25 protein-coding genes are annotated in these 25,565 nt (G+C 45.9%); 3 read left to right on the top strand and 22 right to left on the bottom strand.

Annotated elements, in window-relative coordinates; all coding sequences use genetic code 11:
• Positions 1–138: 138 nt before the first annotated feature.
• Complete coding sequence (locus GKZ89_RS06235) at positions 139–318, bottom strand: hypothetical protein (protein ID WP_155111545.1); 180 nt, start codon at positions 316–318, stop codon at positions 139–141.
• A gap of 123 nt (positions 319–441) precedes the next feature.
• On the opposite strand from GKZ89_RS06235, the gene GKZ89_RS06240 reads away from it, so the two are divergent.
• Positions 442–1,023 (top strand): DUF6944 family repetitive protein, encoded by a 582-nt coding sequence (locus GKZ89_RS06240; RefSeq protein WP_155111546.1) that lies wholly within the window; start codon positions 442–444, stop codon positions 1,021–1,023.
• Positions 1,024–1,065: 42 nt separating this feature from the next.
• Here the strand turns inward: GKZ89_RS06240 and GKZ89_RS06245 are convergent, their stop codons facing one another.
• From GKZ89_RS06245 to GKZ89_RS06295, 11 genes are all read right to left on the bottom strand, one after another.
• Positions 1,066–1,845: a SurA N-terminal domain-containing protein gene (locus GKZ89_RS06245; RefSeq protein WP_155111547.1), complete on the bottom strand. Its 780-nt coding sequence runs from the start codon at positions 1,843–1,845 to the stop codon at positions 1,066–1,068.
• A gap of 302 nt (positions 1,846–2,147) precedes the next feature.
• A complete protein-coding gene (locus GKZ89_RS06250; protein WP_155111548.1) occupies positions 2,148–2,390 on the bottom strand; it encodes a hypothetical protein in 243 nt (80 codons plus the stop codon).
• Positions 2,387–2,647, bottom strand: a complete 261-nt coding sequence (locus GKZ89_RS06255) for a hypothetical protein (RefSeq protein WP_155111549.1) — start codon at positions 2,645–2,647, stop codon at positions 2,387–2,389. Before GKZ89_RS06255 ends, GKZ89_RS06250 begins: the two co-directional genes overlap by 4 nt.
• A gap of 295 nt (positions 2,648–2,942) precedes the next feature.
• Entirely contained in the window at positions 2,943–5,951 is a 3,009-nt protein-coding gene (locus GKZ89_RS06260) for a DUF6359 domain-containing protein (RefSeq protein WP_241680148.1), read from the bottom strand.
• A 288-nt stretch (positions 5,952–6,239) separates the two neighbouring features.
• Positions 6,240–7,652 (bottom strand): sigma-54 interaction domain-containing protein, encoded by a 1,413-nt coding sequence (locus GKZ89_RS06265; RefSeq protein WP_155111550.1) that lies wholly within the window; start codon positions 7,650–7,652, stop codon positions 6,240–6,242.
• 163 nt (positions 7,653–7,815) lie between these two features.
• Positions 7,816–8,601 carry a 3-hydroxybutyrate dehydrogenase gene (locus GKZ89_RS06270; protein ID WP_430696835.1) on the bottom strand — a complete coding sequence of 262 codons (786 nt, stop codon included), beginning with the start codon at positions 8,599–8,601 and terminating at the stop codon, positions 7,816–7,818.
• Between the two features lie 25 nt (positions 8,602–8,626).
• The gene (locus tag GKZ89_RS06275) at positions 8,627–9,277 is read right to left on the bottom strand and encodes a CoA transferase subunit B (RefSeq protein WP_155111551.1); all 651 of its coding nucleotides are present in this window, start codon (positions 9,275–9,277) and stop codon (positions 8,627–8,629) included.
• 16 nt (positions 9,278–9,293) lie between these two features.
• Positions 9,294–9,992, bottom strand: coding sequence for a CoA transferase subunit A (locus tag GKZ89_RS06280; RefSeq protein WP_155111552.1), 699 nt, complete (start codon positions 9,990–9,992; stop codon positions 9,294–9,296).
• A 106-nt stretch (positions 9,993–10,098) separates the two neighbouring features.
• Positions 10,099–11,538, bottom strand: coding sequence for a GntP family permease (locus GKZ89_RS06285; protein WP_162356543.1), 1,440 nt, complete (start codon positions 11,536–11,538; stop codon positions 10,099–10,101).
• A 290-nt stretch (positions 11,539–11,828) separates the two neighbouring features.
• Positions 11,829–12,038, bottom strand: coding sequence for a hypothetical protein (locus tag GKZ89_RS06290; protein WP_155111554.1), 210 nt, complete (start codon positions 12,036–12,038; stop codon positions 11,829–11,831).
• 225 nt (positions 12,039–12,263) lie between these two features.
• Positions 12,264–13,058, bottom strand: coding sequence for an STAS domain-containing protein (locus tag GKZ89_RS06295; protein WP_155111555.1), 795 nt, complete (start codon positions 13,056–13,058; stop codon positions 12,264–12,266).
• Between the two features lie 387 nt (positions 13,059–13,445).
• Between GKZ89_RS06295 and GKZ89_RS06300 the strand changes: the two genes are divergently transcribed.
• Together GKZ89_RS06300 and GKZ89_RS06305 are read left to right on the top strand one after the other, a co-directional pair.
• Positions 13,446–13,643, top strand: coding sequence for a DUF3311 domain-containing protein (locus GKZ89_RS06300; RefSeq protein WP_155111556.1), 198 nt, complete (start codon positions 13,446–13,448; stop codon positions 13,641–13,643).
• On the top strand, positions 13,640–15,118 hold the full coding sequence (locus GKZ89_RS06305; RefSeq protein ID WP_155111557.1) for a sodium:solute symporter family protein: 1,479 nt from the start codon (positions 13,640–13,642) through the stop codon (positions 15,116–15,118). The genes GKZ89_RS06300 and GKZ89_RS06305 overlap by 4 nt, the downstream gene beginning before the upstream one ends.
• 80 nt (positions 15,119–15,198) lie before the next feature.
• Here GKZ89_RS06305 and ytvA read toward each other — a convergent pair whose 3' ends face one another.
• From ytvA to GKZ89_RS06355, 10 genes are all read right to left on the bottom strand, one after another.
• Positions 15,199–16,023, bottom strand: a complete 825-nt coding sequence (ytvA, locus tag GKZ89_RS06310) for a YtvA family blue-light photoreceptor (RefSeq protein WP_155111558.1) — start codon at positions 16,021–16,023, stop codon at positions 15,199–15,201.
• 87 nt (positions 16,024–16,110) lie between these two features.
• A complete protein-coding gene (locus GKZ89_RS06315) occupies positions 16,111–16,902 on the bottom strand; it encodes a DUF4240 domain-containing protein (protein ID WP_162356544.1) in 792 nt (263 codons plus the stop codon).
• A gap of 301 nt (positions 16,903–17,203) precedes the next feature.
• Positions 17,204–17,371: a hypothetical protein gene (locus GKZ89_RS06320; RefSeq protein WP_155111560.1), complete on the bottom strand. Its 168-nt coding sequence runs from the start codon at positions 17,369–17,371 to the stop codon at positions 17,204–17,206.
• A 78-nt stretch (positions 17,372–17,449) separates the two neighbouring features.
• On the bottom strand, positions 17,450–18,190 hold the full coding sequence (locus GKZ89_RS06325) for a S1C family serine protease (protein WP_155111561.1): 741 nt from the start codon (positions 18,188–18,190) through the stop codon (positions 17,450–17,452).
• A 17-nt stretch (positions 18,191–18,207) separates the two neighbouring features.
• A complete protein-coding gene (locus tag GKZ89_RS06330; protein WP_155111562.1) occupies positions 18,208–19,884 on the bottom strand; it encodes a zinc ribbon domain-containing protein in 1,677 nt (558 codons plus the stop codon).
• A 286-nt stretch (positions 19,885–20,170) separates the two neighbouring features.
• Complete coding sequence (locus GKZ89_RS06335) at positions 20,171–20,749, bottom strand: YdcF family protein (RefSeq protein WP_241680149.1); 579 nt, start codon at positions 20,747–20,749, stop codon at positions 20,171–20,173.
• A gap of 118 nt (positions 20,750–20,867) precedes the next feature.
• On the bottom strand, positions 20,868–21,920 hold the full coding sequence (locus tag GKZ89_RS06340; RefSeq protein WP_155111563.1) for a zinc-ribbon domain-containing protein: 1,053 nt from the start codon (positions 21,918–21,920) through the stop codon (positions 20,868–20,870).
• Between the two features lie 129 nt (positions 21,921–22,049).
• Complete coding sequence (locus GKZ89_RS06345) at positions 22,050–22,274, bottom strand: hypothetical protein (protein ID WP_155111564.1); 225 nt, start codon at positions 22,272–22,274, stop codon at positions 22,050–22,052.
• A 68-nt stretch (positions 22,275–22,342) separates the two neighbouring features.
• Positions 22,343–23,113 carry an SDR family NAD(P)-dependent oxidoreductase gene (locus GKZ89_RS06350; protein ID WP_155111565.1) on the bottom strand — a complete coding sequence of 257 codons (771 nt, stop codon included), beginning with the start codon at positions 23,111–23,113 and terminating at the stop codon, positions 22,343–22,345.
• A 184-nt stretch (positions 23,114–23,297) separates the two neighbouring features.
• A complete protein-coding gene (locus GKZ89_RS06355) occupies positions 23,298–25,406 on the bottom strand; it encodes a HelD family protein (protein WP_155111566.1) in 2,109 nt (702 codons plus the stop codon).
• Positions 25,407–25,565: the final 159 nt, after the last annotated feature.

The raw sequence follows: 25,565 nt of genomic DNA on the forward strand, positions 1-25,565 counted from the left end.
GACAGATTCAAAGAGGAAAAGGGCTTTGGCACTCGTACACAAGCTATTTTTCATCTATTGCAAGTAGCACTTGAACAGTCGGACAACCGAGATAGCTAAAGCGATCCTTTGTCCGAAGGCGATTCATCCCCCACCTACTCATTGGGCTACGCCCTTCTCATTCCTTGAGGTGGGGGTCTTCTCGCCTTTAATGATAAATCTGGATTCATCAGCCAGCCCATATGCAAGGGCTCTCCCTCTGTCGAGCGCTTTTAAATAGAAATAGATTTCTGCAGCCAGCAAAATCCCTGAAAGTAAAATCGCAATAAACATGAGCATAGGTCTGCCTCCCCGAAAGTTATTTTCATCCAAATTATACATCATTTTGTAATAGATGGGAATTATCATCCTATTTTCAGTTTTTGAATACAATGCATTATTCATTCAAATGAGGGATCCAGGATGAGAAGCTATGAAAGGAATCTTGAACTGGCTGGAGCATTCATTCAGCTGGGTGGAACGGCCATTGCGGCTGCAGGTGAAACCATTACTGCCGCCGGCGAGTCTGAGGGTACAGCTGGTCAGGGACTGATCGGGGCGGGCAATGGGACGGAAGCGGCCGGAAATGCTTTACAGGCCATTGCACTTTCTGAAAACGGGACGAGAGTTTTTTCTGCACTTGGTTCCTGGCTACAGGCTGCCGGAAATTCAACGAACGCATTCGCAAGTTTTGTGCTATTAAAAGGGTCCAGAGAAGCTGGGCTGCGGCTGGATATACTCGGTGATTCCATCCAGGCCGTGGGCGCCGCTATCGAAGCAGCCGCTGTCGACCCCTCCCTTTTCTATGCTGATGAAATCATTACCGGGGAGTATTTAGTTTCTTTCGGAGCAGGTGTGGAAGCGATCGGTTCATGGTACCTTCTTCAGGGAAAGGAACAGGCAGGCAATTCCATCAATGCATTCGGAAGTTATCTTCAATTCACAGGAGTGGCACTGATCTCAGGCGCGCTTACAAAGGATTATATCCGCGAAGATGTGCCCTAACGGTGCAAAAAAAGCTCCCAGATTAGCACTGGGAGCTTTTTATTATATGGTAACTTCAACTTTAGCTGATTTTTTCAGTTCTTCAACCTTTTTGCCAAGCTGCTCATTTTGTTTCTGCTGGGTAAGCTGCTGCTTGATTTGAGGCTTAACTTCTTCAAGCTTTGGAGGTTTTTGCCCTCCTTGGCCTCCCTGCTGTGCAAATTGAGTGTAATACTCTTCGATTTCTTTATCGGTTACTTCCGGTGCAGGAATCTCTTTTTCCACGTACTGATTCAGCTTCACGCTTTCTGCGATTTGCTCATTGAGCTGGTTTTCATTCATGCCCTGCATCTTCAGCGCTTCCTGGAATTTCTTATCGTCGTTGTTGTATTGCTTTTTGATTTCTGCTATTTGTTTGTTTACTTCTTCATCAGATGCTTTATAGCCGCTTTTTTCTGCTTCCTGAAGCAGAAGGTTCTGTCCTACAAGCGTTTCCACTGTCTGGTCTTTAACCTGTTTTTGTGCTTCTTTCGCTGTTGGATCCTGTCCCATCTGCTGCATCTGCATCTGAGTAGAAGACAAAATACTGTTGTATTCGCTTCCGGTTATCTTTTGGCCATTTACAGTGGCGACCGTTTTTTCATCATCAATTTTCTGTGCTTCCATTTTTTTCTGCATCTCTTCCATTTGCTTCTGCTGTTCTTTTTGATCAGGCTGCTGCTGTGCCTGAGCGTTTTCTTCTGCCTGTTTAGGTTCTTCCTTTGCCTTTTCTTCCTGTGCACCGCACGCTGCGAGCACAAGACTCATTAATCCTATGGTGAGAGGATACATTATTTTTTTCATCTTTTCTCCTCCTGCTGCTAAGAATTTATTAACAAGCTACAGTTGGCATTGTATCGGAAGAGCCATTAAAAAGAAACCTTATCCGGGGAATTGTTATCTCATTGAAACGTTCTGTAAAAGCTGTAATTAAACAGAACAGTCGATAAACCCCCCTCGGGCTGCCCGATCCAGCTGCAATGGAGAATGGACTGCTGGGAACAGGAGCGGCTGCGTGTTCCAAAAAACGGCTCCATCCACTTTTAATTTTGGTTTCATAACAATAATAAAAGCTGCCGGCCATGGCAGCTTTTACATACAGAGAGCTATTTACCGTCACCCTCTGCTTTATTCAGCAATTGTTTAACCAGGATTAATTTCTTTCTGTACAAAATCATTTTTTCATCCATTTGTTCTTTCAATTTTTCAATTGATTCACTGGAGGTGGCGTGGCTGTCCGGATAATCTGAATCGAACATGGCATTAACTGCCCGGATCGCTTCTGTTGCTGATTGTTCAGCCTGCTCAATCTCCTGCAGGAGCCTTCTGATCTCTTTTTTTTCATTCATTGAAGCCGCTCCAGCGACCTCAAGGTATCCTTTAGTTCGTCTTTCAGCTCCATACTGAGCTGCATTAGCTCTTTTTCAGTCTGCGCCAGGTCCGTGACTGCCTCTTTCATATAAGGTAATGATTGATGACAGGTTTTTAATGTAGAAGAAGTACGAGGAAACAATCCAATAAATTCTTCTATTTTAGTAGATTTGTATAACAGCACAGCAGCTTCCGAAGCCGGCGGGTCAATCGGGTTTTTTAATTTGCTCAGCATTGTTCTACTCCTCCTCTGATGCACGGATATTCTCACTCTGTGCCTTAACTGATTACTTACTAATACCTCTATTTACAATAGGCCAAACGGACTTTTTTGAACCCCAGAAAAATAATTGGACAATAGCAGGCAGATGTTTCGGTTCGATGAGGCAGTGCCAGCTTGTTAGTTTCCCTAAAATCATTTTTCAGAAAACTGCCTTGATGCCAGTTCGCAATTGGAATTTCCGAGGTGCTGTTCAAAGCAGCAGGAGCAGAAAAAAGACCCGCACAAATGGCGGGCCTTTCCATGCTGTTTAGTTTTTTGCACAAAGATCTGACGGCAACCCGATTTCATCCAGGATCCTGCAGATCCTGTTTTTCGAGCTGAAATCAGTTTGAATGAGAAGGGGATCATGATCACTTGCTCTTCCATGCTCCTCCATAAAGGCTGAGTTGATATGGACGATATCCGCTTTTGTTGTGGCTGCAAGGTGTTTCGATACGAGAATATGATCCAGCACCTGAGAGTTTCCTTGATAAATGTAGGAGTACCTTTCCTTTGAAGGAATCTTGTCGACCATGTTTTTCAGCTCGTTTCCTTTAAGGATATCAAAGGTTTTAGAGAACTCGAAGTCATTGAAGTCTCCGAGAACAAATACGCTGGCATTCTTGTCTTTTTTATGAATGTCTTTTACAAAACTGTTCACGATTTCTGCGATCTTGTGGCGCTGCTCTTCACTTTTGAGGACAGGCGGCTGATTTTTCCCGAATAAAGGCTGGTCTCCGCCCTTTGAATTAAAGTGATTGGCAACGACAATAACATTTTCGCCCTGAAATTTGAATTGGGCAGCAAGCGGTTTTCTGCTGGACTCGAACGCAGGGTTTTCAGGATCAATCCTGCCCGGGTTAGCAGTCAGCTTTCCTTTTTCATAGCCCACAGCTTCGGTTGCAGTTCCTTTTGTTCCAGGAGCAAGTTTTACTCTGTCTTTATTGTACAGAAAGCCTACCCGGATATTTCCGCCTGGCTGGCCGCCGTCTTTTTTATCTTCAGGCGCAATATCGGTATAGGAATATTCGGGACCGCCCTGAGCTTTAATTTCGGCTATGAGTTTTTTATAGCTCTCGTCCGCTGCCGTTGTTCCGGTATCTGCCGGACCGTCATTATCCTGCATCTCCGTCAGACCGATAATATCAGGCTGTTTAAGGTTCTGAACGATTGCCTTCGCGAGGTTTCCGGTTTTTTCTTCACTGTCTTTTGCTGAAAAGTTTTCTACATTGTAAGATGCAATGGTCAGTTCATCTTTTTTGGCTTTAATTGATGTAACTTCCCTCTCTGTCGCACCAGGCACAAATTCAGGAAGCTCGTTTTTGCTGCTCAGCATTTTGTAATTGCCGAACCCATAGCTCATCACACCGTTAATGGTGCCTTTAAAAGAGTCTCCTGCTTTTGCAATGAAGGATTCATCGTTTATGTCGATGTGCAGCCGCTCAGGATTAAAATCGTTTTCCATCGCTCTTACTCCGCCGCTCACTGTATTCGTATCGAAGGAACCAGGAATGACGACCAGCTCACCGTAGTTTTGAGGAGCAACAATTTTCGGATTTTCCACTGCTACTCTCATTCCTTCAAGACTTTCATAAAAATCGATTCCGTCTTCCATTGGATCAAATAAAGAGAATTGATCATTATCAATGATGGTATTCGGAGGAATCCGGTCTTTTCCAATAACGATTGCATCCGGAAGCGGGCTCTGTCCTGCTTCTTTCGCGATAGAGGAGGCATTGATCTCTGTTACAGGCAAATCGGTGCTCAGCTTATCACTGTACCCTTCGAGCACCCATTCTTTAACCTGGCCGCTGACCTTTACTTTATCTCCCGGCTTCAAACCATGGCCTTTCTTATAAACAAGAATTCCTTCTGCCGTCTTTTCATTTTGATCAGGCTTCGGATCCTGCATGTAAAAATTACTGCTGTCCGGAGCATAGGTTACAATTCCTTCGACGTCTCCAACATTCTTGCCTTCATAAGGAGAAGTATGGGTTTCTCCCTGTATGTCATGAATTCTTACTGCTTCTTTCTGGATGGTATATTCAAATACTGAGATGGCACTGTCTTTCATTCCATCTTTTACGGCTGCCGCTTTTATAACCGTATCCTTTTCAATCTTTACCGGCTCAGTGTATTTATTGCTGTTTTTTGATGGGTCGCTTCCATCGGTTGTGTAATAGATCTCAGCTCCTGCAGTGTCTGAAGACAGCTTCACTTCTGTCCCTGCCTTAACCAAGCCGGAATCTGGATCGGCTGTTACCGTTTTGACCGCCTGTGAATCTTCGGTGATATCGGAAACATTACGCGGTACGAGCTTGTATTCGTTAAAATTGTAATCAATAACTCCAGTAATGGAGTCATACTGTTTCCCGCTCTCAAGCCATGCACTGTCCTGAGGCTTTACTGTTAACGGCCCTTCAGAGTCTTGTGCAGTGAAATTGCCGTTATTGTCCTTCGAGCCTACCGTAACATTCCTTACTGTAACCAGTTCTCCCTCTGTCTCTTCATTCAGGCCTTTCGATGTAACCGTCTGTGCAGCCGGAACTCCTGCATTCTCCTGAACTGCTTCCACATCAGAAGCTAACGTATCAAGCTGAGCCATTCCAAAATAGTCGTTCATTGTTCCTGCTGCTTTTACTTTATCGCCTGTTTTAACTTTTGCATCCAAACCTGTTCCTCTAACGACGATCCCGCCGGTTGAATCTTGAAGGAAGACATTATTTTTCCCTCCCGCTGAAAAAACGGCGGTTACGATTCCGGATACAGCTGTACTTGTTCCTTTAGGAAGCACTCGTGCTTCTGCAATCGTTCTGATGTCAGCTGAAGGCGGCTCAGAGCTGCCTTCAGAAAACACCATGCTGCTCGTATTTTTGACACCCGGCATCCCGTTGTATGCAAGCAGCTGCCCGGTCAGTTTTACTTTCTTGCCAATGTTGCCCGGATTGCTCTGAAGACCGAATTCGGCACGGAGGTTTGATGGAAGCTGGACAGAAATCATTTTGCTTACATCTTTCTCTGTGCTGCTGTCTGCCAGCGCGACATTGAAATCGTTGCCAAAAGGCTGTTCAAACTTTACCGATCTGGCACCTGTCGTATGAGCTACAATAAATCCTTCAACATCAGCTGTCTGTCCATTATTGCCGGCAATTGCTTCAGCAACTGTTAAGGCATCTGCCGCCTTGGAAATGTTCATATCAGCCGGAACAGCGAGACTGAATACGAGCGCAAAAATAATCGAAAATTGGATAAACCATTTGCCGCTTTTCTTAGCCATTTTTGATCCTCCCTTGGTAAAATTCTCTTAAAATATAAACGAAAAATCCCGGGATATCCATGTACCTTTTGTAAAGCTTAAAAATCACTATGTAAATATTGTAACAATCATCTAAATTTTCCTATTCGTTATAACAGACAGATAAATCTATGTGACCGGTAATAAAATACTATACATAATTTGATGCATTTGATTAACGGCACGTATACAAGACTCTGCAAACTGGATGATAAAAACTCCCGCATCGTAAGACATGAGCCTTAAGAACGATTCGTGCCGGATAAAAATTTACAAAGAATTGATCGAATATTGACTGCATTTATCATAAAAACTGCTTTTCCCCATTCCCAGCAGCTTTGCTGCTTTCATTTTATTTCCTCCTGCTGCTTTCAGCGCGTTTTTAATCGCCTGGACTTCAGCGTTCCTCACAGCCTCTTTAAGAGGAAGAATTTTACCTTCCACAGGAAGTTCATTATATTGAACTTCCCGGAACGTGACGGGGGACTTTCCGCTCCATAAATAAAGAGGCAGATGTTCAGGGTAAATAGTAGAGCCGTCTGTTACATTAACCGCTCTTTCGACTACGTTTTCAAGCTCCCGGATGTTTCCGGGCCAATGGTAGGTTTGAAGGATGCCGAGTACTTCTTCAGATATCCGCAGGCCATACCGGTTCAGTTTTCCTTCCATCTTTTTCAGCAGAATACGGGAAAGCGGGCCGATATCATCCGCTCTTTGTCTTAAAGAGGGAATTTCAATCTTGATAACATTCAGCCGGTAATACAAATCTTGTCTGAAAGTCCCCTCTGCAACCATCTTTTCAAGATTTTGATGGGTGGCGGACAGCACCCTGACATCAATCTGCACCGGACCTTTGCCTCCGACACGCTCAATCTCCCTTTCCTGAAGGACTCTCAGCAGTTTGCTTTGAAGCTGGAGCGGCAGGTCCCCGATTTCATCCAGGAAAATGGTTCCGCCATTTGCTGCTTCAAACTTTCCCATCTTTCCTCCCTTTCTTGCCCCGGTGAAAGACCCCTCCTCATACCCGAAGACTTCAGATTCGAAAAGCGTTTCAGGGATGGATGCGCAATTGAGCCTGATAAAAGGAAAATTCCTTCTGCTGCTGAGCTGGTGGATCGCATGAGCGAACAATTCTTTTCCTGTACCGGATTCGCCCAGCAGCAGGACAGCTGAATGGCTGTCAGACACCCGCTTCGCCAGCTCTTTGGCTTCCTTGAATTTTTCGCTCTCACCGGCAAGGTCTCCAAAATCATATTTGCTCAGAAATTCTTTCTCGTATTTTTTCTTATAGTAGTTCAGCTCATCCATAAGAGGCTGGAGCTTACGGGAATAATCCAGCCATTCACGGGGATTCCGGAACATGACCGTTCCGACTGCACCGACCAGTTCCCCCTTCACATAGAGCGGATAGCGGTTTGCGATCATTTCGCTGCCGTTTATCGGATGAATGGACGCAACTTCTGCTTTCCCGCTCTTTGCAACAATTTGCATCCTTGAATTTTCAATCACGTCCTGAACCGGCTTCCCTATCGCCTCTTCAGCCTCCACATCCAAAAATTTGCAGTACGCATGGTTCAAATATAAGATGATCCCGTTGCGGTCAACCACTACCGTACATTCCGCTGCAAGATTGATTACCTCCTCCAGCCAATCCTGCGGGATAAGCTCCAGTAAACCTTTCATGTCCAACCTCTCCTCTGTGACAGCGCTATCATAAATTCTAATCTATCATATGTGTCGATCAAAGAGAAGCTGCACCTGCATTCTGAGGGCTTTCCACAAGAAGCCTTGCACCTTATGACTCTATTGAAAAAAGAAAGCCCTCTGGCTTTCTTTTCAAGTGGCTCTATTGAACTGTATATCCTCCATCCAGCACCACAGCCTGCCCGGTGATTCCTTTCGCTTTGCTGCTCGCGAGAAAAATCGCATAATCGGCGATTTCCTGGACAGCCAGCAGTCTTTTCTGCGGAACGAGCGGGTAGATGACCTGTTCAAGTACCTTCTCCAATTCTACGTTTCTCGTTTTTGCAAGATCTGAAAGCTGATTTCTTACGAGCGGAGTATCTACATATCCGGGACATATTGCATTCACTGTGATTCCATGCTCTGCCCCTTCCAGAGCCGCAACCTTTGTTAGTCCGATCACCCCGTGCTTCGCACTGTTATATGCAGATTTGCCGGCGAATCCGATCAAACCGTTTATGGAGGCCATATTGAGAATCCGTCCGTACTGCTGCTGCTTCATAATCGGAAATGCATGCTTTGTTGCAATAAACGGTGCCGTGAGCATGACCTTGATCAGGAACTCGAACTTCTCTGTAGGAAATTCTTCGATCGGGGATACATGCTGCAGTCCCGCATTATTGATCAGAATATCCAGCCTCCCGAAGCTGCTGACCGTTTTGCCGATTGCAGCTGCGATCTGCTCTTCCTTTGTCACATCGCATACTGCTGCGATTGCTTCCCCGCCCGCTTCCCGGATCTGCTGTGCGGCTTTTTCTGCGGCTTCTTCCATTAAATCAGTTACCACAACAATGGCTCCCTGGGCGGCGAATTCCTTTGCGGTTTCAAAGCCAATTCCGCTCCCTGCACCTGTGATCAGCACAGTTTTTTTCTCAAGCAATCGTTTCATAACAGGCTCCTTTACTGAGTAGTTTTTAATGCGCAGCAAGCAGTCCGCTGCTCACTGTAAATGCAGCTTCTGTTTTCTCTTTCACCTCTTCCAGACTGACCCCTTCCTGCAGTTCGATAAGGGTCATATGCCCGTCCTCAAAATCAAAAACTGCCAGATCAGTAATTAATCGGTGGACCACTCTTTTGCCTGTCAGCGGCAGGCTGCAGGAGGCTTTTACTTTTGACTCTCCGTGTTTGTTCACATGCTCCATGATGACAACCGTCCGCTTCGCTCCGTTAACAAGATCCATTGCTCCGCCCATTCCTTTTACCATCTTCCCCGGAATCATCCAGTTTGCCAGATCTCCTTCCTCTGACACTTCCATCCCTCCAAGGATGGCAAGATCAATATGGCCTCCCCGAATCATCGCAAATGATTCTGCGCTGTCAAAGTAAGCAGCTCCCGGAACACTTGTGACCGTCTCTTTACCGGCATTGATCAAATCCGGATCCTCTGATCCTTCAGCTGGATACGGGCCAATCCCAAGCAGACCGTTCTCGGACTGCAGCAGGACATGAAAATTTTCAGGGATCTCATTCGCTACTAAAGTAGGCATTCCGATCCCGAGATTCACATACATGCCGTCTGCTATTTCCAGAACGGCCCTTTTAACAAGCTTTTTGCGGTTATTCATAGAGCAGGCCCCCTTTTCAGTTTGTCTGCAGCACTGTGCGCCGCTCGATCCGCTTCTCATAATTTGATCCTAAAAGCACATGCTGAACATAGATGCCGGGCGTATGAATGTCGTCCGGATGGAGCTCGCCGGCTTCGACAATTTCTTCTGCCTCTGCAATGGTGATCTTCCCTGCCATCGCTGCTGCAGGATTAAAATTCCGGGCGGTTTTTCTGAAGACGAGATTCCCCATCGTATCAGCCTTCCACGCTTTCACAAGTGCATAGTCTCCGACAATCCCTCTTTCAAGAATGTACGTCTTGCCATCGAAATCCTTATGTTCTTTCCCTTCCGCCACTTTTGTCCCCACACCCGTTGCAGTATAAAAGCCGGGAATTCCCGCTCCCCCCGCTCTCATTCTCTCAGCGAGCGTACCTTGGGGAATCAGCTCGACCTCCAGTTCCCCGCTAAGATATTGCTTTTCAAAAATTTTGTTTTCGCCAACATAGGAGCTCATCATTTTCCTAATTTGGCTATTGGCAAGCAAGATCCCAAGCCCCCAGTCATCCACACCGCAATTGTTGCTGACTACAGTCAGATTACTTACTCCCTTATCTCTCAGCGCCAGGATGCTTTTCTCGGGAATTCCGCATAAGCCGAATCCTCCAACTATCAATGTCGATCCGTTTTGAATAGGCTCGATGGCTTCATCGAACGAGTGCAGCAGTTTGTTCATCACGTTCTCCCTTCATACAGCTTTTTTTCAACCATCATTCATCCTCATTTGAACTGCAGGACCGGCCTTCTTATTTATCAAGCCGGGCTCTGCAGTCCGGTTGTGGTTAAACGAGTCCGGTGAGACTGTAAAGACCGATAATCACAAAGACAGCCAGTGTCTTAATAATCGTAATCGCAAAGATATCACGGTAGGATTGGCGGTGTGTTAAGCCTGTGACGGCCAGCAGGGTAATGACTGCACCGTTGTGAGGCAGAGTGTCCATACCGCCTGAAGCCATGGATATGACTCTGTGCATGACTTCAGGTGGTATGTTATATTTCTCGATCGCCTGCAAATAAGTTTCTGACATGGCACTCAATGCGATTCCCATCCCGCCTGAAGCAGACCCTGTAATACCGGCTAGAGTAGTTGTCGTGACAGCTCCGTTCACAAGCGGATCCGTAAAGGTGCTGGAAATGCCGGAGCTGACCGTTTTAAAGCCTGGCAGGGCTGCGATAACTCCTCCGAACCCGTATTCCGCTCCAGTATTCATTGCAGCAAGCAGCGCTCCGCCGATGCCGGCATTCAAACCTTCTTTTATATTCGAGGTGACTGCTTTCCAATTGAAGGCAAAAGTTGTGATGATGCCGATCAGGAGAGCAAGCTCAACCGACCAGATCGCTACCACCGATGACAATTCAATCTTTCCGAAGGCTTCCAGTCCAATCGCAGAGAAATCAAACCCGTTTGGATACCATTGAGGAAAGGAAACGGTAAAAAACTTATTCATCACCCCAACGAGCACAAGCGGAACGAAAGCTAAGATCTGACGGGCTATAGAAGGCTCTGTACCGGAAGACAGGACCGCTTCTTTTTCAGCAGCAAGGCCCGATTCATTGCCGGCCGCAAGCTCAGGATTAAACCCGGCATACCCCTCCCCTTCTCTTAATGCCTTTTTCCTGCGGGATTCAAGGTACACCATTCCAAGAACCAATACAAAGATGGCTCCAACAATCCCCAGTACCGGGGCCGCATAAATATCGGTTTTGAAAAAGGTGGTCGGGATGACGTTCTGGATTTGAGGTGTTCCCGGAAGAGCGTCCATTGTGAAAGTAAATGCTCCCAAGGCAATGGTCCCGGGTATAAGACGCTTCGGGATATCCGCTTCAATGAACAGGTTCTTCGCAAAAGGATAAACCGCGAACACAACTACGAAAAGACTGACACCGCTGTAAGTCAGGATGGCTCCCATCAGCACGATTGCCAGGATGGCACGCTTCGCTCCGACCAGCTTGACAATGGTCTTTGCGATACTTTCTGCCAATCCGGACAATTCAACTACTTTTCCGAAAATTGCCCCAAGAAGGAAGACTGGGAAGTAAAGCTTGATGAACCCAACCATTTTCTCCATAAACACGTTGGAGAAGAAAGGCAGCACATAAGCCGGATCAGTCAGAAGTACTGCGAACAACGCGCAAATCGGAGCAAACAAAATGACTGAGAAACCCCTGTAAGCCACAAACATGAGCAAACTCAATGACAAAAGAATAATGACGATCTCCACATACATCCCCCTCAATTTTTCTGTTTTACAGCCAAGATGAAGGAAGCGCTTTCATCTTGTCGCTTATTACAAAGCAAGTATCGTGCCAACACCGTTCAATCCGCTAAACGTTCATACATTATCTTTATTTTATAAGGCACAGACCTTCTTCAAGCTTGAAAATAGGAAGCACATGGTGCAGTGGAATTCCGGAAAACCGGAAAATAATCGAAAGTTCTTCCGCAAAAACGGAAAATTCCATTTCTGCGGAAGTTTCATTTAGTCCAGAGTGGTTTTGCCTGTCTCTCTTCTTAAAGAGCTTCCGGCCTGCAGATGATTTTTTTTACAGCCGCTTCAATCGCTGCTGCTTTGCATTTGTGTGAAGCACGGGCAAATGTATTCCTTTTAATAGGGTGCTGGGCAGCAGCCGAATAGCATTTATGCCGTTTTGTTACTTTGACCCAAATCGTCAGCATGTCCTGATAGTTGTAAGCTATGGTCTCTGTGTCCTGTATTTGCATTCCTTTTGCCTCCGCTGGAATAATTCATGTATTTTAAATATCGGTTTAAAATAAATAAATCTCTACACAGCTAAAGGGCTGATTTTCATAAGGTACAAAGTTGTGCATTGCACTTCCTTCACCTTTCCAGGAGAGGAAAAAAGACCGTTCCTCCCAATCTCCCCACACAAATGAATGCAAAAAGACTCCTGCAGAACAGGAGTCTTTTTGCCTTTGCAGGCTTTCTTATATTTTGATGCTTGCGATTGCCTGGTGAAGACTTGAGAAAGATTGAACCTCAAAATTTACGCCAAGCTGGGTCATCGTAATCGCAAGCTCAGGACGTATGCCGCTGATCTTGCTTGTTACACCTGAGATTCTGAGAGCTTCGAGCACTTCGAATATTTGCTGAGCCACCATCGTATCGATGACCGGAACGCCGGAAAGATCAAGAATCAAATATTCAAGCTTAAATTCAGCACTTTTTTCAAGAGCCGTCACCATCAGAAGCTGAGCCCTTCTTGTGTCGATATCGCCGATCACCGGCAGAATGCCGATGCCTTCTTCGATTTTGACAACTGGGATGGATAGTTCATCCACTGCATGCTGAGCAGACGATATTTTTTCATCATGGGCTTTCATATAGCATGCGGATACAAGTTCTGCAGCCCGGTCTACTACGTAATCAAAAGTAGAGTACACTTTAAAAAAATCATTGGCTGATAGATTCTGCCGATTAGCTTCTTCTTTAATTATATGGCTGATTTCATTTTTAGCGGTCCGCATCTCCTTAAGAGCTGTATCAAGAGGAAGGCCCAGTTCAACGAGTTTATTGGCAAACTCTTTTCCCCAATCCTTCACTTCTGCCTCTGATTTTTCAGGAGAGAGCGTCAATGAGTTTGCATAAATTTCTATCAATTTTTCACGCCATACCGTCAGGTCAGATGGACCGCCTCTAAACGAAGCAGAATCTTGGGTTTTATACGATCCCTGCATCACCATTTTCTTAAAGCTCTGCAAGTCAATATTTGCCGAAATCATTCCAGTTCTCCTCCTTGAACGTAGATACGAAAAAAATCTTATCCTATTTTAACGTACATTTCGCCTGCAGCCAACCCATATGGCTGCATGACAGGGAGACCGCTTCTCTGCTTATGCTGCAGAACAGGAAAAAATGACTCGGCTGTCTCTCCTTTGCACTCCATAAAGCTTGTGATCAAGCGTTTTAGGAATATAACATATCCAATTACCAACAAATATTTTTTCCTTTAACTACCAGACATTAACTGGGCATTAAATAAAATTCTGAATAGATAATACTTTCTTAATTGACTAAATTTTTATATAATGGCACGTATATTCAATAAAAGGCGGGTGGAAAATAATGAAAAAATTGCACACAACGACATTCCTCAGGGGGGAATCATTATGAAACCCGTATACTTATTGGCCCTGCTGCCTGTGCTTGGATTCTTTGGCGGGCTTGCCTTTGCCAACCGGGTGGAGCCTTATGTGATGGGTCTGCCTTTTTTCTTCTTCTGGATGATTCTATGGGTGGTCCTGACCTCGGTGATCATGTCTGTCATCTACTGGCTGGACCCTTCCAATAAGGAGGAATTGAAATGATTGTCTCATTACTGATCATAGGTTCGTTTTTACTGTTCTCCCTTTTTCTTGGCATCCGTGCCAAAAGAGGAAAGGATATGGATCTGGAGCAATGGACTGTTGGGGGGAGAGGCTTCGGAACTTTATTTGTCTTTCTTCTTATGGCCGGTGAAATATATACGACATTTACGTTCCTCGGCGGAAGCGGCTGGGCATACGGCAAAGGGGGTCCTGCACTTTATATCCTCGTATACGGAACGCTCGCCTATGTGCTCTCTTATTTTTTTCTGCCGCCTGTCTGGGCTTACGCAAAAAAGAAGAGATTGATGTCACAGTCTGACTTTTTCGTAAGCAAATATAAAAGCCCTGCGCTCGGCATTCTTGTGTCCATAGTCGGGATTATCGCCCTTATTCCCTATCTGGTCCTTCAGCTGAAAGGGCTCGGGATCATTGTTTCGGAAGCTTCTTACGGAGCCATTTCCCCTGCTGTCTCTGTTTGGATCGGCCTGATCACTGTGACTGTGTATGTAATGCTCTCAGGTATTCATGGTTCTGCCTGGACAGCAGTTGTGAAAGACATCCTGATTCTTGCGGTCGTGGTGTTTCTGGGAATTTATCTGCCAATCCATCTTTATGGAGGGTTTCAGCCGATGTTTGAATCCATTGAGGCAGCTAAACCCGGATTTTTGGTTCTTCCCGATTCCGGGATGAGCATAAGCTGGTTCATCTCCACAATTGTCCTTACCGTTCTGGGATACTATATGTGGCCTCACACATTTGCATCTGCCTATACTGCGCAAAACGCGAAGGTATTTAAGAAGAACGCCATTTTTATGCCGCTGTATTCGGTAGTCCTTCTATTTGTGCTGTTTGTTGGATTTGCCGCCATTCTGAAAGTACCGGGACTGGAAGGAGCCGATGCGGATCTGTCTTTATTCCGGCTCGCCCTTCAAACGTTCGATCCTTGGGTCATCGGCCTGATTGGCGCGGCCGGATTGCTGACTGCTCTCGTTCCGGGATCGATGATGCTCATGGCCGCCGCTACTCTTTTTGCCAGGAATGTGTATCAGGCTGCCTTCCCTGCTGTCACAGACCGGGAAGTTGCAAGGCTGGCAAAATATCTCGTCCCGGTGATTGCGCTGATCGCCGCATTTTTCACCTTTAATGGAGGCAGTACCATTGTTACCCTTCTACTCATGGGCTACAGCCTGGTGACACAGCTGTTCCCCTCCCTGCTCTTCAGTTTATTCCCGCAGCGCATCGTCACTAAGCAGGGGGCATTTGCAGGAATTATCGCAGGGGTGTCTGTAGTGGCTTACACCTCCATAGCCGGCACATCAATCGGCACATTGTTTCCATCCCTTCCCCAAGCGGCCAAGGATGTGAATATCGGAATTATTGCCTTGGGAATAAATCTGATTTTCATGTTTGGCGTCAGTTTTTTCACGAAGCAAAGGAATCAAGAGGTGCAGGATCAAAAGAAACATACCGCATAAAATGTGATTACATGACGGAATTTATGCAAAATAATCCGGTGCGCAACAGGCGCTCCGGGTTATTTTTATTGAACGAACCATTAGAAAAAACCGGTGGGCTGACGGAAGGTTTCATGAGACTGATTGGTTTTCTTCAAATAGTCAAGTGCATGCTCCACTCCTGAAAATGCCTTGATCGCATTTAATTCTTCACTTTCGAGGGAAACTGCGAGTCTCGGGTAGCCGCCGGTGATCATTAATTCTGTGCCAAGGAGCTTCAGCCACCCGTTCAGGTTCACCAGGTAATTGGCCAGTGCCTGATCGAGTGATGCCAGTCCCGATAGATCGATAATTAAATAGCGGTCCCGCGTCCGGTCTTTATGCTGCATAATGTTCCTCATCAGAATGGTCAGGCGCTCACTTGGGAATGAACCGATCAGCGGCAAAACGGAAACGCCATTCCCGATGGAGATGATCGGAGTGGACCGATTGTCTGATTCAAGCTTCGCTTGTTCCATCAGTGACTGATAATGCTTCTCCATCGTGACATCCTTCTGCACCCCGATAAAATAGAAGCGCTGTTCCTCTTCTATATAGATGGGATCGATATTTAACTGATTGTAGAACGGGCTGCCATCTTTGCGGTAGTTCAGGACGGTCACAGCTACAGACTCTTTCTGCTTTACCGCTTTCCTTATCCGGTCAATATCCGTCTGGCTTGTTTTTTCCCCTTGAAGAAAACGGCAGTTTTTCCCGATCACTTCTTCTTCACTGTAGCCTGTTACCTCTGTGAATCCTTTTGATAGATAGATGATGGGGTTTTCCTTTAAGGAAGGATCGGTTATGATGATACCGGTTTGAGAAGAATCCAGTGCTTTTAATAAAAGTTTCAGCTGGGGATGGTCCAATCCTTTTTGAAGAAACATACTGCTTTCCCCTTTCTCACTGGCCATTGTTTTCCCCAATATATCAATCGCTTCCAGTCAGGGCAATTTTAAATGCGCTGCAAAGGCTCAGCACTCCAGTGGATTTTCCCCATACCTCTCCCAGAGCGATGGGAATCGGATGCTCAGATTCTCTGTATCCGCTTCTGACCAGTCCAGTTCAATGTATGGTTCGATGTACGAGTTTAAGACGACTTCATCGTAAAGCGTATAATATAAGTTCTCATTCTGGCCTGTCTTCTCTTCAAAGGCAAGAGCTCCAATATAAGTCAAGTCCTCAAATTGCGGAACTTCCTCTTTTTCTTCCAGTGCCTGGAGGACTGGTATAATAGATTCGGGATTTTGGATAGCTGACTCATATACAGCTTCGCCCTGAAAAAGAAGCCAGGCCCTGAAAAAATCAAAACGGTCATCGGAGCTGTCTCCTGTAATAATATAGGAAGCGGCCCACAGTTGTGATTGATACGATTTGATAAAAATACGCGCCAGAATTTCATCGAACGTGATCAGATCCTCCAACGGCTGTTCTGCCAGATGGGCAACAAGCCATTCGAGCTGCTGCTCCTGCGTTTCCCCTTTGGTTTTTGCTTTTTTAAGCACATTCCAAAAATCTGCTTCTGTAAAGCAGCTCTTTCTGATCATATAAAAAGATGAAGAAACCGGTTTGTATCCTCTTCCAAGGCGGTGACGGATCAGTTGCTCCGCATATTTCCTGCAATCAGCAGCCGTTTCAAATTGTTTGGACCGCACAGCCCCGCTGTTCTTTTTTACTCCTGAGGTCATCGTGCATATCGTACCGGAAGCTTCTACTTTCCAAACTTTTTTGGATGTATTGTTTTCTATTCGCAGAACCGTTTTCACGTTTATCCCCTCACCGATCGTCATTTGTGCGCATCTGTCATCAGACTGAAAAAGTGCAGAGCCTGCTCTGCACTAATAATAGCTGCCTGATTTCCCTAAAGGCCGGAGCCTGGAAAAGAAATTGTATCAGGCTGTGTGTTTTCATCTGTTCTCAGGCCGCCATGCTGCCGTTCTGACAGCAGGGACATGGGCGCAGCTGCCTATTCTCCTATTGTATTCGAAAACAGCCCGCAGTTTGCATTCTTTCAGAAATCACCTTTTAAGGTCTGCTGCTTTCTGTCTGGAAAGCAGCATGCAGCAATCATTTTAAGGGATCATCCTGCTCATCTGAATGGTGATGCCCGTCTTTGTTTTTCTTTGAGTTTTTGATCCCTTTAATGACTACTGCTGCCATCATCAGGAAGATACCTGCCAGAACCACTGCCAAAAGAACAGTCAATGTGTAGAATAATGTGTTGCCCGATCCCATTTTAAAACTCCTTCAGCTGCTTTATATCAGCAATTATACCTTTAAAGAATCGTGCCTACAACCTGTGAGGGGGAGGTGTCAGTCTGCTTCGTTAGCCCACGTATCGATTTCATCCAATACTGCAATAATTGGAATGCTGAATCCGATGGTTCCCATGTCTGCCGCTGCGGAATTGATGCCGATCACCTTTCCGGTTTTTTTATCTACAAGAGGCCCTCCGCTGTTCCCGGGTGCAATGGGCGCGGATATTTGGTAAGCATTCTTGTAATAAGTCTGGTCGATGTTCACTTCCCTGTCTACTCCGCTGATGATTCCGTCCGTTACCGTATTCTGCAGACCAAGCGGGCTTCCGAGTGCGAGCACCTCATCGCCTATTGCGGCCTTTCTCTCCCGCTCGATCGGAAGCGGGTCATCTTCCTTAAGATCGTTTACGCGGACGAGCGCAATGTCCCTGGTAGGATTAACCCCGATAACGGTCCCATCCATTTCCCTTGAATCAGGGGTCAGTACAGTTACTTCCTTCGCATCCGCCACAACATGTGCATTTGTGATCACATCACCTTTGTTATTGTAAAGGAAACCGGAGCCGAGTGACCCGTCTCCCAATTCAATTGTGAACACCCGTTTTTGGGAATCATCGATCACTTCCTTCACATCTGCTGTTCCTGAGGCATCAGCCGCTTTGGCCGAATCCAGCTCTACAATCTGTGAAGAAAGACGCAGTTCCCTCGGGATGGAATCTGTTACGAAAAAGATGGAAGCAATCCCTCCCGTCCAGATTAATACCGTTACAATTCCGCTGATTATCCACTTTTTCAATTTGTTCACCTGCTCCTTTATTTTCTGTATTTCACCTGGTCGATCACAATTTTTAAATCCTTCCCGTATCCCTTATCAAGAATAAAAAAGAATTCAGCTGCCTTTCCCCCTTTTATCGATACCTCATTGGAGGGAACCTCTTCGTTCATAATAAACTTTCCTTTTTTATCGTATATTTTCAAGTAGAGGGTTGGGTTATTTAATGCCGTTTTCATCTTGTTTTCAAACTTTCCTTTTACGACATAGCTGAACTGATCCTCTTCAAAAACCACTTTCCCCAATTTGATTGGAGGGTTTTTCGATTTCAGAGCTTTTGCATCGATTTTCACCCAGTGCTTTTCCAGAAAGACCGGCAGGGAATCCTTGTACTTTAATTTCTCATCCTCAAGCTGACTGAGTCTTCCAGTCAGTTCCACATTTTCATAGTTTGTATAGCGCATCCCGGTTTTGAGGGAAGATATGGCTGCATCAAAATTCTTGTCTTTCATGTATTTTTCTGAATCCGCCATGCAAATGGAAACAATTTTTTTAATGAGCTGCCCTTTCACTTCTTCTGCTTCGGCATTTTCGAGCTTGTATACTTTTTTAAGCTGCTCGCCGATTTCATCTACGGTATCCATTTCAGCCGTTTCTGTTTTAACCATTTCAATCACTAAATCAGTCTCCTGATCTGCGATTCTCGCTTCAAGCGGAGAAAAAATCTCGCCGTCTCTGGACTGAAGGTCATTCCGGACAGAGTTTAAATTATCCTTTGCCTCTCCAAATTGCTTGTCTTTGATATTTTTATCAATAGCGGCCAGTTTATCTTCAGCTTTTTTGGCAGATTCCACTTCTACTTTTACTTTTTTAATCGTCGTGTTCTGCGGCCTTAAATCAGACGCTTTGGAAAGCTTATCGACCGCTTTGCTGTATTCTCCATTAAGTGCGTATTCTTCTCCTTCATAATGGAGAGATTCCGCTTTTTGATTCGTGCTGTTTTCGCTGGCGGCCATACCAAACGCTGTCCCTGTAAACAGAAGAAGACTGGCAGCCGGAATTCCGACAGCAAGCAGGATTTCCTTTCTGGATGCTTTTCTAGCCGGTCTTTTATTCTTTTGCACCGCCGGGGCAGCCGCTGGCTGTTTCACGTGGCTGGACTGTGCTGAATGAGGGATCTCTTCCCTGCCGGATGCTCGCGGGTCTTCAGAAGGATCTTTCTTTTGTTCACCATCATTAAGGGGAACTTGGTCGGTCTGTACCGTTTTTTCATCGCCGGCTATCCGGTCTTCGCTGTCAGCCTTTGACGATCCGGCAGATTCCAATTCAGCAGACGATGACTTTTCACTATGAGAGACCGGAGTTCCCCTGCTCTCCTCAGGAGCTCGAAGGTGATCCTCCAGTGTATCATCATATTTTGCATAAAAATCCTCTGAGCTGTCCCCTTCAAGCTCTCTTTTCGGTTCTTCTTCAACAGGTTTCTGCTGATGAGCAGCTTCTTCTGGCGAAGACAAGCTGTCATCACTGTGACGGCTCTCCATTTCTTCTGTACTCTCGTTTTCCGGTACATAAGCCCCCGGTTCACTATCGCCAAACTTCCCTTTTTCATTATCAGAACTGATTTGTAAAAATTCCGGGTCCATTACAACCTTTGTACCGCACATTGGACAAAAATCTTCTTTTCCTTTTAATTGATAGCCGCATTCCCTGCAAAACAATCAGACTACCTCCCTATTATTCTCTCAAAATAAAGAAATGATTTGAAATGATTAACAGTAATCTTTATCCAATTTCCTACAATGTCAAACACTTTCACTTTCCAGAAATGACAGTTTTTGCGAAGACGTGCTTTCATAGAGGGTCACAAGAGGCTTAAAATGAACGCTTTGAAAAGCGTTCCATCGCGTTCTGCTCAGTCAAAGCGCAACTGGAATCTATTCGCCTGAGCCCCGGGCGAAATTCCCCTTTTTTAGAAGAAAAAAAAGCGCATCAATGCGCTCCATCTTATCGCTCAATATAAAATTTAGTAACGGCCAAGTATTCTCTTATGTACGATTTAACCAAAATGACCTCCGGGGTTTTAGCGGCCAAGCCTGTTACAGAAAGATTTTGGCTTTCTGCCATCATGATGGACCGGTACAGATGAAAATCACTGGAAACGATGATGCCGGAATTTGCTTTTACAGGCAGGAGCCGTTTAGAAAACACAATATTTTCATAGGTGCTTGCAGATTGATCTTCTTTTATGATTCTCCCGGAGCTTATTCCTTGAACAATAAGACTCCGCTTCATCGCTTCTGCTTCTGAAATGGCTTCACCAGGACCCTTTCCCCCCGAAACTATGACAATGGTTTCTTTATTTCTCTTTAAATATTCCGCTGCTGCATCCACCCTGTATTGCAGGGCCAATGAAGGCACATCTCCATTCACTTTCGCCCCAAGGACGATTAAATAATCAGCCGCTGCAGCAGGCTTGGCCTGAGCATAGGAAAGAATCTTTGAATGCAGATAAATGAGATAAATCAGTCCTCCTGCCATGAGAATCAGCGCTGCAAAAATCAGAATTCGGTTTTTATTCATCATATGAACATACTCCCAAGCTTTTTCTTCCATATTAATACAGATTTTGATAGGCGTATACTATTTTCACAAAAGCCTGGAAAACAAAAAAGGGACTTCCGGCAGGATGCCGGGGTCCCTCTTATAAAACAGAGAAGAGAATGGCGGAAATGAACAGATAGCCGAACATCACTCCGAACACGATAAATACGCCGCCCGGGCTGGTTCCTCCTGCAGCTGCCAAGAGTCTTCTTTTTTCTTCCCAGGTACCGTGAACGGCTTGTATCTTATCAATCTTTTCTTTAGCCTGGTGAAAATACAGACGGTTCCCGATAAACCCGGAAGCTGCCATGAAAAGGGGAACAGCCGGGATAACGAGCCAATACAGCCCTGTAGCTGCAATAATAAGTCCGGCCAATATGAAGGTTCCTGCTGTAATAAACATCGGAGCCATCAGCTTTCTGTAGCCCATCCAGAAAATCGTCAAGAGAAATGCAGCCCAGTTCATGCTGTATGGCTTGCTCCAGTTATTCACATAGTACTTGCTGTTTTCTCCAGCAAAAACGGCCAGTAACTCCATTTCCTGAGGGTTAAAGCTGCCGGGAGCAGGAGCCGTTTTTTGACTTGCCTTCGTACTCTGCTTCAGCTCTGCAGGCACTGGAACAGTCCGTTTCTCCTCCATTTGCTGCGGCTCAGCCATCGCATTTGAGCCAATGACATGATTCGCCTCCTGTTTAGTTTGAACTGCAGACTCACGATGAGTTACATCATCATGCTGAATATGAGCCGCCGGTCCGGTTTCTCCAGTCTTTCCTTCCTTTGTTTCAGATGCATCTCCGGATATCCCTGTAAATAAGTCTGCATAGGCAAGCTCAGGAGACGTTTTTTTGCCGGGCGCATCTCCTTTAACAAGCTGCACCGGAGCTTGTCCCTGGCGGTTTGTGCTGCGATCGGGAGCATTATGTACTCTCTTTTCATCCGCCGGGACAGCAGAACCGCTGGAGTCTTTTTCAGCAGGTGAAATCCCCCCATCTGGAAATGGTTTGATTTTGGCAGACTTTTCAGCTTCCAGAGCTGCTGCGGTCTGTACGGAGGATTGACCGGCCGGCACCGTCTCCCGGTCGACCCTGCTTCCGCATTTTGCACAAAACTTATCTGATGTTCCCAATCTCATTCCGCATTTTGTACAGAACATTTTCTTCCTCCTCCTTCTGTTGACAGACGATAGACTCTAAATTTGATCGTGCCATAAGTTTCATTCCCTTTCCATTTATTCCAAAAACCTGTATTTATTTCCGCCATGGCATACAAAAAACCTCTGCTGTTAAGCAGAGGGAGTGATTCTTGCTTCTATACGATAGCCAAGGCTGTTCAAAACTCTTTTAAACGTTTTGAGCGCAGCTTCCTGTTTTTCCTTATCATGACGGTTTTCTTCTATAATTGCCCGGTAGTCATGCTTGAGTGCCTGAAGCTGATAAGGGTGCAGCTGCTGCGGCACAAAATTATCTTCATCAATGGTAATCCGGATCTCATTCAATGATTCAGCCATCCTAAACCCTCCTGCTCTGGTAAGTTATAGGACGTTATTCCCTGATTGATCCGGTTTAAAACGCCGCCTTAAAAACCATGGATGGTCATGCCGCCGTCTACCATCAGCGTCTGCCCTGTCACGTACCGGCTTGCCTCTGAAGCGAGGAAAACCGCCGGACCGACAAGTTCCGGCAAACGCCCGATCCGGTTTAAAGGAGTGACCGCCAGAAGTTTATCCACATACTCTTTGTCCTCAAGCAGCTTTTCGGTTAAAGGGGTTTCAAAATACCACGGGCCAAGTGCATTGACCCTGATGTCATAAGCACCCCATTCATATGCCAGAATTCTCGTAATATGCATCAGGGCAGCTTTCGACGATCCATAGACCGCTCCGGTAGGAAGAGCTGTATGACCCGCTACTGAAGCGATATTGATGATGGTTCCCCCAGTCTCCTTCATGATCTTACCGGCTTCCTGAGAAGCGAAAAAGGCAGACTTAAGATTCGTGTTCATGATCTGGTCCCATTCTTCTTCCCTGACTTCCAGTGCACGTGTTCTGATATTCATCCCCGCATTGTTGACAAGTGTATCAATACGGCCGGTTTGCTCTTTAATCTGATGAAGAGCTGCAGCCAGTTCCATCCGGTTTGTCACGTCTGCCTGGAGGACATAGGCTGTCCTTCCGATATCCTTTTCAATGATTTTTTTAACTTCTTCCAAATCCTGCACTGTTCTCGCGATTAAAGCTACATCCGCTCCTGCTTCTGCAAACCCAATGGCAATCGCACGCCCGATTCCTTTTCCGGCACCTGTTACAGCAGCCGTTTTTCCTTCAAGGCTGAATGACGGCAAAAACATTTTATGTTCCCCCTTTGCAATCTTTCCTATATTTACTGTAAGAAAAAAGAAGATGACTGTAAACCGGGACCTCCCGCCGCAGGTAATATACGCTCGGATGGGAACCCGGTACCCGTTTACGGAAAAAATGGATGGCTGTGTGCCGGTCACCTGCTCTATGAGACACCGAGTTTTTAATCCTGTACTATTTCCCTTTTCCTTCTTCCTTCTTCAGCAAGGGGGACGGGGTGCCGGAATAGACCGCGGCAAGTGTATGCAGAGCCCTTGTGCATCCGACATACAAAAGCTTCGCATCGGCCTGATTCAGCTGATAGTTTTCCGCATCTGCATCAACAATCAGGACAGCATCAAATTCAAGGCCTTTTGCCAGGTATACCGGAATGATGGTGACTCCGCCGCTGTACCCCCTCTGTCCATCCCGGACAAGGGACAGGCTGCCGATTTGACTCTTGAGACCGGTCCACAGCTTTTCGGCGTCAGACTCTGTTCTGCAGATGATTGCCAAACTTTCGGTTTTTTTTGATCTTTCCTTTTCCACCCATTTAAGGATGTATGGTTCTTTTTCAGAGGCGGGTACATGTACAGCTTCAGCCGGCTCTCCGCTTCTGAATACCGGCACTGCAGGAGCAGGCGGCACAAAGGCCGAGAGGAGGATGCTATTGGCGAATTCGATGATCTCCATCGTTGACCGGTAGCTTTTCGATAGGATTTTGTATTCGTATCTTCCCTCTTTGAAAATGGGAAAGATCTCTTCCCAGCTCCTTATCCCGGCATAGATTCCCTGCGCCAGATCTCCGAGTATCGTAAACGAATTTTTCAGAGCCAGCTTTTGCAATACTGCCATTTCATAGGGCGAAAAATCCTGTGCCTCATCTATGACAATATGATGAAAGCGTTCGCCCCGCTGCAGACCGTTCAAAACGATCCGGATATGCACGAGTGGGGCCAAATCTTCATGGTCAGCTTCTCTTTTCTTCAGCATGGCGAGTGCAGCATCAGCCACTTCGTCAGTCAGTACTGCCCGTACTTCAGAAACCTTCAGCATCTCTGCGTAAACGTCTGCCTCCTCCAGTGACCGCCAGGTTTTCAAGTAGGCCCTTAGTTTCTGTGCAGCCGACTTTTTATTATCCTGCCGGGCTTTTTTATCCCATTCTTTGTCAAGCTCAGTCTTAATCCATCGTTTTATTTTTTCTGCAGTCAATTCCTTTTTCTTTACCGGAGCATACCCGGTGAATTCATCATTAAACCAATTACGGATTGTTTCATTCTTCAGAACTTTCCCTTGCCATGGAGAGAAGTCAGCGGAAGGAAGCAGGTCTTCTGTGTAATGGATGAGGGCCTCTTCGATGGCTTGCATGAATGAAATCGATCCTTTGAGCTTCCAGGGTGCATCCGTTTCCTGTGCAGAGCGGAAAGGTCCCGGTACAAACCACTTCTCCCAGTTCCTCGGCTTAAAGGTTAGTACTCCGCCCAATCTGGCTGCTGCCCATTCCGCAAAAGTCGTCTGCTTAATATGACCGACCCCGAGCTCCGGAAGCACATTCGATATGTAATCAAGAAACATTGTATTCGGAGCGAAAATGATCATATGCTCTGCCAGCATGTTTTCCCTGTATTCATAGATCAGGTACGCCAGGCGGTGAAGGGCGACTGTTGTTTTCCCGCTCCCCGCAGCCCCCTGTATAATCAATGCTGTGTCCCTCGGTGCCCTGATCATTTCATTTTGCTCGGCCTGAATGGTCGAAACGATATCTTTAAGGCGGTTATCTTTTTTTTCGCCAAGGCGATACAAGAGAAATTCATCTGCTGCTCCTGATTGACTGCTTCCTTTACTGTACGTATCGACTACTCTCTGAAGGGTTCCATTCCTTACCGCTACATTTCGCTTTAAGTAAATTTCTCCTTCCACCATTCCTTCCGGAGCCATGTACCATGCTTCCTCTTCTCCGCCGGAATAAGAATAGAAGAGACTCGCTGCAGGGGCACGCCAATCCATAATCATCGCATGTCCGCTTTCGCTCTCTGATACACCTGCTTTGCCAATGTAGAGGGGAACAGGTTCTTCATCCCCGCTTTCCCTGAAATCCAGGCGGCCAAAATAGGGCTCCTTTTCGGAAACGTCAAGATTTCTGCGTGATCTTTCTCTCGATGCCTCAAGCGCCTGCTCTGCTAAATCTTCTCCCCGGTATGGCGGGACTGCCTCCAGTCCCTCTTTCTGCTTCTGAATCTCGGCAGCAAATTTTTTGAGCTGCTGCAGCTCGAACTGAAAGGCACTTTGATTGCTGTTAGCCATGAATCAGTTACCTCCTTGTTGAGATTTAATGTAAATAGAAAGTGATTTTACCATATAGAGGAATAAACATCTATGTATTTTTTACTGCCTGCTCCCACGTATTATAAAGATGCTTTTTGTTAAATGTGTGAATGCCGGAAAAACAATGCCAGCCTAACA

It is taken from the genome of Metabacillus mangrovi, from assembly GCF_009711125.1.
In the GTDB taxonomy this organism is placed as follows: Bacteria; Bacillota; Bacilli; order Bacillales; family Bacillaceae; genus Metabacillus_B; species Metabacillus_B mangrovi.